Below are 12795 nucleotides of genomic sequence, written 5' to 3' on the forward strand. Positions count from 1 at the left end.
TAAAACATGGTAAAAATTACGATTGGAACAAAGGAAAACCCAGTACGGTTCAGTTATGCAAATGTACATCAAGCAGTCAGCGTTAATGGAAGTGACTTGAAGTATTCGGAAAGCATCATTATTCCGAAGTCGGATAAAAAAACCATCAAAAAGGTAAAAGATGCGATTCAAAAAGCGACTCAAGAAAACATGGACAAGTTTGGTGGTAAGGTACCTTCGAACTTGAAGAGCCCCTTGCGCGACGGTGATGTAGACCGCGAAGATGATGAGGCTTATGCAGATTCCTACTTCATTAATGCAAATAGCAAGATTAAGCCAGGCATTGTGGATGCAGACTTAAATCCAATCATGGACCAAAGCGAGTTTTACTCAGGGTGTTATGGGAGAGTCAGTTTGACTTTCTACGCTTACAACGTAAATGGAAATAAGGGGATTGCGGCGGGACTTCAAAACATTATGAAGACTACTGATGGAGATCCACTTGGTGGCCGAAGCAGTGCAGAAGCCGATTTTGCTGATGACAGTGACGATGATGACGATATTTTAGGTTGATATCTATGAAGCTATTAGCAATTGATATTGAAACTTACAGTAAGGCGGACCTCGTGAAATGCGGGGTCTATGCCTACAGTGAATCAGTCGATTTTGAAATTCTTCTTTTCGCCTATGCGGTTGATGATAAAGAGGTACAAATTGTTGACTTAGCATCTGGTGAGAAGATACCGGATGACATTGAAAGAGCGATGACAGATCCAAATGTGTTAAAAACAGCTTACAATGCAAACTTTGAACGAACGTGTTTAGCCAAGCACTTTAACAAACCAATGCCACCTGACCAATGGCGGTGTTCATCTGTTCACGCTTTAATGCTTGGTTTGCCTGGATATCTCGATGGTGTGGCCAAATGTCTCAAGTTGAAAGAACAGAAACTGAAGGAAGGGAAATCCTTAATTCGCTATTTTTCGGTTCCATGTAAACCTACCAAAGTGAATGAGGGTAGAACTCGAAATCTACCAGAACATGACTTGGATAGGTGGAACACCTTTAAGCTGTATTGTAAACAGGACGTTGAAGTTGAAAGGCAGATCCGAAAGAAACTCGAGGCTTTCCCTATTTCAAAAGTCGAACAGAAGCTTTGGGAGCTAGACCAGAAAATCAATGATGAAGGGGTTCTTATCGATAAAAGCCTAGTCATAAATGCTATTCAGGCAGATAAATCGTTTCAGGATGAGCTTTTTGATGAGGCTATCCTTTTAACAGGATTAGAGAATCCAAATAGTCCAGTGCAATTAAAAGGTTGGTTAATGAAGCAAGGGATAGAAGTAGATAGCCTTGCTAAGAAAAATGTCGAAGCGTTAATGGACGAAGTGGCAAATTCGGAAGTGAAGCGGCTGTTGGAACTGAGACAAGCAATGTCCAAAACATCGGTGAAAAAGTATGAAGCTATGGAGCGTTCCGTCTGCCTCGACCAAAAAATTAGGGGGTTGCTGCAATTTTATGGTGCGAGTAGGACAGGTCGTTGGGCTGGGAGACTTGTACAAATTCACAATCTGCCAAGGAACAGTCTGGACGATTTACACATTGCTAGAAGTCTTTTGAAATCCGGGGATTACGAAACGATAAGTATTCTTTTTGATAGTTTGTCGGACGTATTATCGCAATTAATCCGAACGGCCTTTATTCCATCAAAGGGCAACCGTTTTATTGTAGCTGACTTTTCAGCAATTGAAGCAAGAGTGATTGCTTGGCTTTCAGGAGAGCGTTGGAGGATGGATGTGTTCCAAATACATGGAAAAATATATGAGGCCTCAGCTGCTCAAATGTTCAAGGTACCTATTGAAACCATCGATAAAGGAAGCCTGCTTCGACAGAAAGGGAAAATTGCTGAATTGGCTCTAGGCTACGGCGGTTCTAAAGGAGCTTTAATGCAAATGGGAGCTATTGAAATGGGACTAACCGAAGATGAACTACCAGAGTTGGTATCTGCTTGGAGAGATGCTAATCCAAATATCGTGAAACTCTGGTGGGCCATCGAAGCGGCAGCACTTAAAGCTGTGAAGGAAAAAGTAGTAGTGAAGATACAGTATGGGCTTACCTTTCATTACACCAAAGGCATTTTATTTATCAAGCTTCCATCCGGTCGTTCTCTTGCTTATGTAAGACCGAAAATTGGAATTGATGAGCGTTTTGGTAAAGAACAACTAACTTATGAAGGAACAGAGCAAAGATCCAAGCAGTGGGGTGGGATTCCCACATATGGAGGGAAGTTGACGGAGAATATTATTCAGGCGATTGCAAGAGATTGTCTTGCTGTTTCCATGCTTCGGTTGGATGAAGCGGGATATCATATAAATTTTCATGTCCATGATGAAGTGGTTCTTGATGTACCAATTGGGACGGGCTCCATGGAAGATGTTGAAGTGTTAATGGGACAACCAGTTGAATGGGCACCCGGGCTTCCGTTAGGTGCGGATAGCTTTGAAACTTTCTATTACAAGAAAGATTAAATTGAACAGGAGGAAATTGATAATGAATAAATTACAGGTAGTTTCAAATGAAATGTTTGGTGAGTTACGTGTTATGCAGGTAAACGGTAAAGCGTATTTTCCTGCAACGGAATGTGCAAAGATGCTTGGCTATGTGAAACCTCATGAAGCAATCAAGCAGCACTGTCGGTACCCCGCGAAATACGGAGTACCCCATCCACAGAATCCAACCAAGCAAATTGAGAAGAATTTCATCCCGGAAGGGGACCTCTATCGTTTGATTGTGAAATCGCAACTTCCGGCAGCAGAGCAATTCGAACGTTGGGTGTTCGATGAAGTGCTACCAGATATCCGAAAACACGGAATGTACGCTTCCGAATCATTACTTGATGACATTCTTAAAAACCCGGATCTCGGCATTAAGCTTTTTACGGAATATAAGGAAGCTAAAGAAGAAGCAAAAAAGCTAAAACTTGCTAATGCCCAACAGAAACAAATTATCGGTGAGTTGCAGCCGAAAGCGTCGTATTATGATCTGGTTCTTCAGAATAAATCGGTTGTACCAATAAGCATTATTGCGAAGGATTACGGTCTATCTGCAAGAAAACTGAATGCGGTTCTTCATGAGTTAGGCGTTCAATTCAAAATGGGAAAAACATGGCTGCTTTATCAAAAATATGCGGAGATGGGCTACACGCAATCAAAAACCCATGCCATTGATGCTGAAAGAAATGTAATGCACACCTATTGGACTCAAAAGGGGCGGTTGTTTCTTTATGAGTTGCTTAAGAGAGAGAAAGGATTAGTGCCGTTAATTGAACGTTCTACTAAATCTGCATAGCAGGGACGTGTCGAGATTGGCTGACATGGAAACTGTAAAATTTGTATCCCAATTAGAAAAGTATAGAAATGTACTACCAAAGCAGACCATTAAAACACTTAAAGGCCAGGCTCTCTCCAGTGATTTGGAAGGAGCCAGAAAAGGCCTTCGTAAGGTGATACGCAGGAGGATTGGTGGATGTGAAAGAGCCAAGTGAAAGAAAAGATCACAAACTAAAACACGATGGTAATCTCACCATTGCGACTGGACGAAACAGAAAAGAACTGAACTGGAAAAACAGAGATTTGCTTTGGTCTGAGGTTGTTCAGAAGTTAAGTAGTACGGTTCGAACCCATGAAACCTACGAGGAATATAAAAAGCTTTCCAAATCAAAGCAAGACGAAATAAAAGATGTTGGTGGATTTATCGGTGGTACCTTAAAGGGCGGCAGAAGGAAGCATGACAGTGTGGTTTGGCGACAAATCGTGTCCCTTGATGCAGATTTTGTGAAAGGGGACCTGTGGGCATCTGTTGAGACCATGTTTGGCTACGGGTGCGCCATGTACTCTACTCATAAACACCATCCGAAGAATCCAAGGTTAAGATTAGTTATTCCTTTATCCAGGCCAGTTACCGCCGATGAATATGTACCGATTGCAAGGAGGATTGCTGCTGACCTCGGAATAGATTTTTTCGATGATACCACCTATCAAGTACACCGGCTGATGTATTGGCCATCGACATCATCTGATGGTGAATTTGACTTTAAAGTATTGGACGAGCCATGGATTGATCCAGATACTGTTTTGGCTAGATTTCCAGATTGGAGAGATTCTTCTTACTGGCCGGAAAGCTCAAGAACTGTTCACGAGCGAAAGAAGCTCGCTGATAGGCAAGGTGATCCTAAATCAAAAGAAGGTGTGGTCGGTGCTTTTTGCCGGACGTACTCTGTCGTGGATGTGATTGAGAAATATTTAAATGATATTTATGTCCCTTGTGAGGATCCGAATAGATACACATATTCAGCTGGTTCCACAGCGGGCGGGGTGGTGGTTTATGAAGATGGTGATTTTGCCTATTCTCACCATTCTACGGACCCGATTGGTGGAAGGTTATGTAATGCTTTTGATTTGGTTCGAATGCATCTATTTGGTGACCTTGATGAAACAGTCAAAGAGGGAACGCCAATCAACCGGTTGCCTTCTTATAAAGCCATGGTAGAAGAAGCCTTAAGGGATAAGCAGGTAAAACTGACATTAGGTAAAGAACAGTTGAGCCTTGCTGCAGGTGATTTTGAAGAAGAAGAGATGGAGTGGCTATCGGAATTAACAAGGGATCAAAAAGGAAATATTGCCTCCAGTGCACCGAATGTCATCCTGATTCTTGAAAACGATCCAGCTTTAAAGGACCGAATCGCGATGAACGATTTTGTCCATCGGGTTGTCATTAAAGATGATTTGCCATGGAGAAGTGCGGAGCGAGGGGAGTATTGGTCTGATACAGATGATGCCAGTTTGCGAAATTATCTTTACTCAGTCTATGGCATAAAAGGAGCGGGTGTTATTGCCGACGCTTGGAGTGAGGTGGCAGTGAAATATGCCTTTCATCCAATTAAGGACTATTTAAATGATCTCGTTTGGGATGGTCAAAAACGGATTGAAACCTTGATATCCGATTACCTTGGTGCTGATGATAATGAATGTGTCCGAATGTTTACCCGAAAGATTTTATTGGCGGCAGTCACAAGAATTTATCGTCCAGGTACAAAGTTTGATTACTGCGTAGTCCTTGTTGGCCCTCAAGGTGTTGGGAAAAGTTACATTATTAAGCTCCTAGGCAAAGAATGGCACTCGGATTCCTTAATTACTGTGAAAGGCAAAGAAGCCTATGAGCAACTTCAAGGTGCATGGATTTTAGAAATGGCTGAGCTGACGGCAACAAAGAAAGTAGAAACGGAAGCGGTAAAACATTTTATTTCGAAGTCCGAGGATACCTTTCGAGTTGCTTATGGCAGGCATAATGAAACATTTAAACGGCAGTGTGTTTTCTTTGGAACTACCAATGATTATGACTTTTTAAATGATCCGACAGGGAACCGTCGCTTTTTGCCGATTACGGTTAACGGTGGTGGTAGTAAAAACATGTGGGATGATTTAACTGAAGAGGAAGTTGATCAAGTTTGGGCGGAGGCGAAGGTACTGTATGAAAAGGGAGAGACCTTGGCTTTAAGCAAAGACATCGAGGAAAAGGCTCGGGAACTTCAAGCTGCTCATACACAGGAGAATCCAATTGCAGAAAGCATTCGAACGTATTTGGAAACCGAGGTTCCGATGAATTGGTATGACCTTGACATCGGTACGAGAAGAGCCTATTTGCATATGGACATGGGTGGTTCTGAGTCTGATAAGACCATGAAACTAAGCAAGGTGTGTGCTCAGATGGTTTGGGAGGAGCTTTTTCAAAAGGATGTATCGATCATGACCAGATATGATGCCAAAGAAATTAATATGATCATCCAACATACACCAGGGTGGAAAAGGGTGAGCTCTGTTCGATTTGATAAAACGTATGGTATGCAAAAAGGATTTCGACGTGAACTTGTATACATGTAAACTTTGAAAATGATTGAAAGTATACACCGTGACCCTTATGATTACTAGCTTCTATACTATTTATACTTTGTATACCTTCTTCTATATAAGAAAGAAAATAGAAGTAATAGAGAGTAATATATACTGCCTAATACACTCATATGTATGGGTCCATCTAAAAAAGGCATACAGGGCATACAAACTATTTGAAAACCGCATGGATACTGGGTTTGGAGTGTATACCTTCATTTTGGAGTGATGATAGATGAATGAAGCGAGCGTGGAGAAAAGGCTCAAAATGAAAGTGAAGGAAAATGGCGGGCTGGCTTTGAAACTTGTGTCGCCCGGTTTTGCAGGCGTGCCAGACAGGTTGGTGCTCTTTAACGGCTCAAAGGTCGCCTTTGTGGAATTAAAGGCACCGGCTAAGAAGCTACGAGCATTACAACGAAAAAGGAAAAAACAGCTGGAAGCTTTAGGCTTTAAAGTTTATAAGATTGATAGCTATGGGGCTGTCGATCAGATGATAGAGGAGATGGTCCTTTGAATTATAAACCTTATCATTATCAGGACTATGCCACACAGTGGATTATCGAAAAGGAGAAATCAGCACTTTTTCTTGAAATGGGAATGGGAAAGTCAGTGTCCACCCTAACGGCCATTTTGGAATTGATGTATGACTACTTCGATGTGGCGAAGGTGTTGGTTATTGCTCCGCTCCGAGTAGCGAGTACCACTTGGGAAGAAGAAGTGGAAAAGTGGGATCATTTGAAAGACCTTAGAATTTCCAAAGTGCTCGGTAGTGAAAAGCAAAGGGTAGCTGCACTATATAAAAAAGCTGACATCTACATCATCAATAGAGAAAATGTCACTTGGCTCGTGGATTGGTTTGATGCCGATTGGCCTTTTGACATGGTGGTTATCGATGAGCTATCCAGCTTTAAATCTTCAAAGGCCCAGCGGTTTAAGGCTTTGAAAAAGGTGAGGCCTTTTATTAAAAGATTGGTTGGACTAACAGGAACCCCAGCACCAAACGGTTTGATTGATTTGTGGCCACAGATTTATTTACTCGACGGTGGAGAGCGTTTAGGCAAAACAGTCACTGGTTACCGAGAGAGATATTTTCTTCCGGATAAACGAAATCAAATGATCGTCTACACATGGAAGTTAAAAGATGGAGCCGAAGATGCGATTTATGAAAAGCTCTCCGATATCTGCGTGAGTATGAAGGCCAAAGATTACCTCGAATTACCTGAAAGAATCGACAACGTGATACCAGTGGAATTGTCGAAAAAGGCGAAAGAACAATATGATCAATTAGAAAAAGAATTGATTTTATCGATTGAAGAAGCGGATGTATTAGCTGGATCTGCAGCAGTACTAGCTAATAAATTATTACAAATGGCGAACGGTGCTGTTTACGATGAAGACGGTGAAGTGAAGCGGATTCATGATGAAAAGTTAAAAGCGTTGGATGAATTGATTGAAGTTGCAGGTGGAAAACCAATGCTTGTGTTTTATGGGTATCAGCATGATAAGGACAGGCTATTAAAACACCTAAAGAAATTGAAGCCGAGAATCCTTCAATCGGATCAAGATATAAAGGATTGGAATCAAGGGAAGGTTCAAGTCCTTCTAGCTCATCCAGCATCAGCTGGTCATGGGCTGAACCTTCAAACTGGTGGGAACATCATCATCTGGTTTGGCCTTACATGGAGCCTTGAACTTTACCAGCAAGCCAATGCAAGATTGTGGCGGCAAGGGCAAAAACAAACGGTCGTCATTCACCATATCATTGCCAAAGGCACCATTGATGAGCGAGTGATGAAAGCGTTAGAAGATAAAGACGTGAGCCAAGCTGCTCTTATTGAGGCAGTGAAATCAAGAATGAATCGATATAAAGAGGGTTTGCCACATGGATCGTAAAGACGGGAGGAATTGATGGTGGATGCTAAAGAATATTTATCCCAGGCTTTTCAGCTGGACCAAAGAATAAACAGTAAATTAGAACAGGTTTCCATGTTACGGGACCTTGCTTTAAAGACAACATCTGTCCTTCAGGATGACAAGGTTCAAAGTACAAAACAGCAATCCCCGATGGAAAGTGCTCTCGTTAAGTTAATGAGTCTGGAGGAAGAAATCAATGACGACATTGATCAGTTGATTGATTTAAAGCGGGAGTTGGCAACCTTCGTATCTGAAATAGAAAATCCTTCTCACCGGTTACTTCTTGAGCTTCGCTATCTTAGTGGGAGCACTTGGGAAGAAGTAGCTGCCATGATGGGATACGATGTACGTTGGGTTTACCGGCTACATCGTAAAGCATTGAAGGAAGCAACGGAACGATTAGAAAACAACACGGTGGAATGCATATGAAAACAAGAGTACCCACATCACCCTTGAAGGCTAGAGTCCTTTGAGGGTTTTTGTTTGGAGAAATAAACACGCCATGAAAAGCCATGTTAAGCCACCCTCTCCCTGTGATAGAGTATAAGCTATAGAAGTATCATACAACAGCCCTTGAAGGACAAACCTTCGGGGCTTTTTTAATTGAGTATGGAGTTGAGAACAATGCCAAAGAAACCAAAGAAGCCATGCAAACACAACGGCTGTCCTTTGTTGACCGATGATAAGTACTGTGAGTTTCATGCGAAGCTTCATGTAGATGATAGAGCTAATGCAAGTGAACGTGGTTATGATAACCGTTGGAGGAAAGCGAGCAAACGATTCTTGAACGCCCATCCTCTTTGCAAACGCTGTGAGCAGAAAGGAAAGCTCACTCAAGCTACGGTGGTTGACCATATCAAACCACACCGAGGTGACCAGAGCCTGTTCTGGAATGAAAACAACTGGCAACCTTTGTGTAAGAGATGTCATGACAGAAAGACAAGAACAGAAGATCAGTATCCTGTTTACTCTTTTTAATGGACGGGTAGGGGAGGTCAAATCTCTACAACCTTTTATCAGGCGACCGCGCGCCCCCTTCACGTGAATTTTCGCGGAATTAAACAAGGGGGGTATCATTGGATGGAGGATACAAGTCAAAAACATCAACAGGCGCAAGGGATTCAATCGTTTTTAAATTTGCACAGAGGTTATATAGAGAAATGCTCACAAAAATGGCTCAGTCCTTATAAACACTAGGGTTTGAGCCACTTTAATCGAAAAATAACAAATGTCATTTTAACGCCAGTAAGAGCTTGAAAAATAGCTGACTTAGGCGTTTTTTTATTGCCATTTTCAATACGGTTCACGCAGAAAGGGGTGTGAGAGATGAACGAAGTAGAAAGACAGACGATTTATGACCTCCGGCTTAAAGGGGTTGGATATAAGGCTATTGGCGCAGTGCTTGGAAAATCCAGGGACAGCATCCGTGGGTTTTGTAAAAGGAATGGCCTTGCTGGTGATTCCAGAGTTGTTGCATTAAATGTGAAAGAGCAAATGAACAATCATCTACTCTGCACTTGCTGCGGGAACCCAATCAACCAAAAAGGTCGTGGAAGGGCTCGGAAGTTCTGTTCGGATGAATGTCGCCGGAAGTGGTGGAAAGAAAATCCTCAGGCACGAAATAAAAATGAAACAGCTATTTACCACTATACCTGCCCGCAGTGTGAAAAAGAGTTCAATTGCTATGGGAACAAGAAGAGAAAGTTCTGCAGTCACGATTGTTATATCAAATCAAGATTTTGGAGTGAGGAAGATGGAGTTTAAAAAACTACCTATTGAAGATTTAATTCCTGCTAGCTATAATCCCAGGAAGAAATTGAAACCGGGCGATAGCGAATTTGAGAAGATTAAAAACAGTATTGAACAATTTGGTTATGTAGAACCTGTCATTGTTAATAAGGATATGACGGTTGTCGGTGGCCATCAAAGAATTACAGTTTTAATGACATTAGGTTTTACAGAAATCGACTGTGTGGTTATCAATGTCGATAAGACAAAAGAGAAGGCTCTAAATATTGCATTAAATAAAATTAGCGGAGAGTGGAGCAAAGAGCTATTAGCTGACCTCATTCAAAACTTGCAGTCCTTGGACTATGACATCTCATTTACAGGTTTTGAACCACCAGAAATCGATCAGCTTTTTAACGAGGTTCATGATAAAGATATTACGGAGGACGATTTTGATGTTGAAAAGGAATTAGCTGAACCTGCTATTACCCAAAAAGGTGACGTGTGGTTACTTGGTAGGCATCGATTAGTTTGCGGGGACAGTACAGATCAAGAAGTATATCAAGTTCTTATGAATGACCAGAAAGCAAACCTTGTCGTAACGGACCCACCTTATAACGTCAATTACTCTTCACAAGCAGGTAGTATCCAGAACGATAACATGAAAGATGAAGAGTTTTATAACTTCTTACTCAAAGCCTATAAGAATTTGGCTGCTAGTATGGAAAGGGATGCATCCATCTATGTGTTCCATGCGGATACGGAAGGTTACAACTTCAGAAAGGCATTCAAGGATGCAGGCTTCTACTTATCGGGTGTTTGTATTTGGGCTAAGCAAAGCCTTGTACTTGGCAGAAGTCCTTATCAGTGGAAACATGAACCGATTCTATTTGGTTGGTTGAAGGATGGAAAACATAATTGGTATGCAGATAGAAAACAGAGTACTATCTGGAATTTTGATAGACCGTCGAAGAATGCTCTTCATCCAACGATGAAGCCGGTTAACTTGTGTGCCTACCCGATTCAAAATAGTAGCATGAGCAATTGCATCGTCCTGGATCCTTTTGGCGGGAGTGGTTCAACACTTATGGCTTGCGAACAAACGAATCGAATTTGCTACACAATTGAACTGGATGAAAAATATGCGGATGCGATTGTCAAACGGTATATCGAACATGTGGGAACGGATGCAAATGTTTTCTTGGAAAGAGACGGGGAGAAGCTATCGTATTCAGATGTTCCTAAACCTGTATTAGACGAAATATTATAGACGAACAAAGTTGCTATACCTCAAGGTGTATGGCAATATGCTACTACCTTGAAGAGATTGGAGGCAGAGTGATGGAAGTAAACCATAAACCATCAGTCAAACTTATTGGCGAGGACGGCAATATCTTTTCCATCCTTGGGCGAGTGAGTAGGGCGCTAAAAGAAGCTGGAAAAGAAGAACAAGTTAAAGAAGTCAGTGAGCGGGTGATGGCATCCAGCTCCTATGGTGAAGCCCTCCAAATCATCATGGAATACGTTGAGGTGGAGTGATGATTAATGAAAGCATTGTTTGGAAGGAAAGTTAGTAATCTAGCGGAGCTGAAGGAAATCACTAAAGAAGCCGTTAAGCAAGGACAGCAAGGTCAAACCTACATCGTAACAAAAGTAGTGGAGTTAGAAGATAAGGATTTTCATACCTTTGCGCACGACTTCTTTAATGACCAGCCTTGGATCACAGAGGACGACGGTGGAGTGAATAAGAAGCGAGAGGCCCGCTGCATTAGAGTGATCAATAAAGATACGGGTGAAAAAGTTCTAGTGAACAGTGAAGGCTATAGTTATCCAAGATATACAGCAATTGAAAACGACTAGAATGGGGCCTTAACGGGCCTTTTTTATTGGTCTATAAATATACGCATTTTGGTCAGGAATGACTTGCTATTACTTGTGTTTAGAGTGATATATGTACTACACCAAAACACAGGAGGTAGTGAAAATGGATCGAAAAGAAATGGTCAAAAAGCTAGGAGAATTTTTAGGAGTGAAACCCAAGTATCTAAACGTTCCAACCTTTGCCTACGAAATTATAACCGAGAATGAAACCTACACTATTGACAGGAAGGGCATGATTACAAACTCAGCCGGAGAAGTGAAATCCTTTGAAGAGATAATTAATCCTCCAGAGCCTGAAGAAGAAACAGGTAAGGAACAGCCTGCGGTTCTCGATTTGGATGGGGTTGAGGTAACGCTCCCGCTTGAGGGCCACACCGGAAACACATTAAGAAATCTAATAAACATGCTTTTTAGCAAACAGCACTTGATCATGATGGCGTTTGAAACAAACGAGCCGTTGATAGATGAAACCTTTCCGCAGGATTTTGATGAAAAGGAAACGAGCGCTATTGAGGAGTTTAAGAAGGCACTCGATGAACTTGGCCTTGAGAGGATTCCAGGCTTAGTTTTCGATTTTGAAAAGGAAACCTTCACTATCAAACTAGCAGCGCAAAACTTGGATTCAGAGAAAATTGCAGCCTTTCAAGACCTTACCGCATTCATCAACCAAAATGCCAAAAAGCAAAAGCGAGCCACTTTCAAACGAGCACAGGATGACAATCCGAAATATGCCTTCAGAACCTGGCTGATTCGACTTGGGATGAATGGCCCTGAGTACAAAACCACGAGGAAGGTGCTCCTGCAAAACCTTGAAGGAAGTGGAGCCTTTAGAAAGGTGAGTGAGCCGAATGAATGAGCAAATCTACCAAGCAATGATTCAGGGACTTAAGGCAACCATCATTGAAAAAGAGGTCGTCCTTGGCGAAGCGGATGCTAAAGAAGGAGTTATGGCCATTCTCGACTTGCTAGAGGATTTGGACCAATTTTGGAACAATGAAGAGGACTTGGATCCGAATGCTAGCGTCCTTGAAACATTCATTGAGGAAACAAGGAAGAAGTACAGTTCTGAGGTGAAGCATGATGGATAAATTTTTTACACAAACATATTGTGATCGCTGTGGCGGCAGCTTAAAAAGTGGACGGATTATGTCCATGTACAATACCGATTGCATTTGCTTAACGTGCAAGGATAAGGAATCCAAGCGGGCCGATTATGGTGAGGCGGTCGAAGCTGAACATAAGGAATTTAAGAAAGGCAACTACAATTATAAAGGCATTAAAGGTGATAATTAACTTGATAATCCCTGTGTTTAGAGTGATGTATAGACATACCAAAACACAGGGA

The 12795-nt window shown here is 41.9% G+C and carries 15 protein-coding genes; all 15 read left to right on the forward strand.

All coding sequences use genetic code 11. The annotated features are described in order from the left end of the window. The first annotated feature begins 6 nt into the window (after positions 1-6). Positions 7-552, forward strand: a complete 546-nt coding sequence (locus U8D43_RS10115) for a DUF2815 family protein (protein WP_335871063.1) — start codon at positions 7-9, stop codon at positions 550-552. Positions 553-557: 5 nt separating this feature from the next. Further along, positions 558-2507 (forward strand): DNA polymerase, encoded by a 1950-nt coding sequence (locus U8D43_RS10120; RefSeq protein WP_335871064.1) that lies wholly within the window; start codon positions 558-560, stop codon positions 2505-2507. Between the two features lie 22 nt (positions 2508-2529). Continuing rightward, positions 2530-3327, forward strand: a complete 798-nt coding sequence (locus U8D43_RS10125) for a phage antirepressor (protein WP_335871065.1) — start codon at positions 2530-2532, stop codon at positions 3325-3327. 179 nt (positions 3328-3506) lie between these two features. Beyond that, positions 3507-5918, forward strand: coding sequence for a virulence-associated E family protein (locus tag U8D43_RS10130; protein WP_442893591.1), 2412 nt, complete (start codon positions 3507-3509; stop codon positions 5916-5918). 244 nt (positions 5919-6162) lie between these two features. Then, positions 6163-6441: a PDDEXK family nuclease gene (locus tag U8D43_RS10135; protein ID WP_335871067.1), complete on the forward strand. Its 279-nt coding sequence runs from the start codon at positions 6163-6165 to the stop codon at positions 6439-6441. Next, positions 6438-7820: an SNF2-related protein gene (locus U8D43_RS10140; protein WP_335871068.1), complete on the forward strand. Its 1383-nt coding sequence runs from the start codon at positions 6438-6440 to the stop codon at positions 7818-7820. Before U8D43_RS10135 ends, U8D43_RS10140 begins: the two co-directional genes overlap by 4 nt. 18 nt (positions 7821-7838) lie before the next feature. After that, complete coding sequence (locus U8D43_RS10145; protein ID WP_335871069.1) at positions 7839-8270, forward strand: DUF1492 domain-containing protein; 432 nt, start codon at positions 7839-7841, stop codon at positions 8268-8270. A 195-nt stretch (positions 8271-8465) separates the two neighbouring features. Then, positions 8466-8819: an HNH endonuclease gene (locus U8D43_RS10150; protein ID WP_335871070.1), complete on the forward strand. Its 354-nt coding sequence runs from the start codon at positions 8466-8468 to the stop codon at positions 8817-8819. A gap of 348 nt (positions 8820-9167) precedes the next feature. Beyond that, complete coding sequence (locus tag U8D43_RS10155) at positions 9168-9605, forward strand: helix-turn-helix domain-containing protein (RefSeq protein ID WP_335871071.1); 438 nt, start codon at positions 9168-9170, stop codon at positions 9603-9605. After that, entirely contained in the window at positions 9595-10839 is a 1245-nt protein-coding gene (locus U8D43_RS10160; protein WP_335871072.1) for a site-specific DNA-methyltransferase, read from the forward strand. The genes U8D43_RS10155 and U8D43_RS10160 overlap by 11 nt, the downstream gene beginning before the upstream one ends. Before the next feature lie 71 nt (positions 10840-10910). Beyond that, the gene (locus U8D43_RS10165; RefSeq protein ID WP_079525441.1) at positions 10911-11108 is read left to right on the forward strand and encodes a hypothetical protein; all 198 of its coding nucleotides are present in this window, start codon (positions 10911-10913) and stop codon (positions 11106-11108) included. A gap of 6 nt (positions 11109-11114) precedes the next feature. Continuing rightward, complete coding sequence (locus tag U8D43_RS10170) at positions 11115-11429, forward strand: DUF6329 domain-containing protein (RefSeq protein WP_335871073.1); 315 nt, start codon at positions 11115-11117, stop codon at positions 11427-11429. A 124-nt stretch (positions 11430-11553) separates the two neighbouring features. Continuing rightward, a complete protein-coding gene (locus U8D43_RS10175; RefSeq protein WP_335871074.1) occupies positions 11554-12306 on the forward strand; it encodes a hypothetical protein in 753 nt (250 codons plus the stop codon). Continuing rightward, positions 12299-12538 carry a hypothetical protein gene (locus U8D43_RS10180; RefSeq protein ID WP_335871075.1) on the forward strand — a complete coding sequence of 80 codons (240 nt, stop codon included), beginning with the start codon at positions 12299-12301 and terminating at the stop codon, positions 12536-12538. Before U8D43_RS10175 ends, U8D43_RS10180 begins: the two co-directional genes overlap by 8 nt. Continuing rightward, positions 12531-12743 carry a hypothetical protein gene (locus tag U8D43_RS10185; RefSeq protein WP_335871076.1) on the forward strand — a complete coding sequence of 71 codons (213 nt, stop codon included), beginning with the start codon at positions 12531-12533 and terminating at the stop codon, positions 12741-12743. Before U8D43_RS10180 ends, U8D43_RS10185 begins: the two co-directional genes overlap by 8 nt. Positions 12744-12795 lie beyond the last annotated feature (52 nt).

Origin of the sequence: Bacillus sp. 2205SS5-2, from assembly GCF_037024155.1 — a bacterium.
Lineage (GTDB): Bacteria > Bacillota > Bacilli > Bacillales > Bacillaceae_K > Bacillus_CI.

What these genes read in the sequence shown, in the direction of transcription:
- U8D43_RS10125 (WP_335871065.1), top strand. Translation starts at nt 2,530, where the DNA reads ATGAATAAATTACAGGTAGTTTCAAATGAAATGTTTGGTGAGTTACGT.
- U8D43_RS10160 (WP_335871072.1), top strand. Translation starts at nt 9,595, where the DNA reads ATGGAGTTTAAAAAACTACCTATTGAAGATTTAATTCCTGCTAGCTAT.
- U8D43_RS10115 (WP_335871063.1), top strand. Translation starts at nt 7, where the DNA reads ATGGTAAAAATTACGATTGGAACAAAGGAAAACCCAGTACGGTTCAGT.
- U8D43_RS10120 (WP_335871064.1), top strand. Translation starts at nt 558, where the DNA reads ATGAAGCTATTAGCAATTGATATTGAAACTTACAGTAAGGCGGACCTC.
- U8D43_RS10155 (WP_335871071.1), top strand. Translation starts at nt 9,168, where the DNA reads ATGAACGAAGTAGAAAGACAGACGATTTATGACCTCCGGCTTAAAGGG.
- U8D43_RS10150 (WP_335871070.1), top strand. Translation starts at nt 8,466, where the DNA reads ATGCCAAAGAAACCAAAGAAGCCATGCAAACACAACGGCTGTCCTTTG.
- U8D43_RS10165 (WP_079525441.1), top strand. Translation starts at nt 10,911, where the DNA reads ATGGAAGTAAACCATAAACCATCAGTCAAACTTATTGGCGAGGACGGC.
- U8D43_RS10170 (WP_335871073.1), top strand. Translation starts at nt 11,115, where the DNA reads ATGAAAGCATTGTTTGGAAGGAAAGTTAGTAATCTAGCGGAGCTGAAG.
- U8D43_RS10135 (WP_335871067.1), top strand. Translation starts at nt 6,163, where the DNA reads ATGAATGAAGCGAGCGTGGAGAAAAGGCTCAAAATGAAAGTGAAGGAA.
- U8D43_RS10180 (WP_335871075.1), top strand. Translation starts at nt 12,299, where the DNA reads ATGAATGAGCAAATCTACCAAGCAATGATTCAGGGACTTAAGGCAACC.
- U8D43_RS10175 (WP_335871074.1), top strand. Translation starts at nt 11,554, where the DNA reads ATGGATCGAAAAGAAATGGTCAAAAAGCTAGGAGAATTTTTAGGAGTG.
- U8D43_RS10185 (WP_335871076.1), top strand. Translation starts at nt 12,531, where the DNA reads ATGGATAAATTTTTTACACAAACATATTGTGATCGCTGTGGCGGCAGC.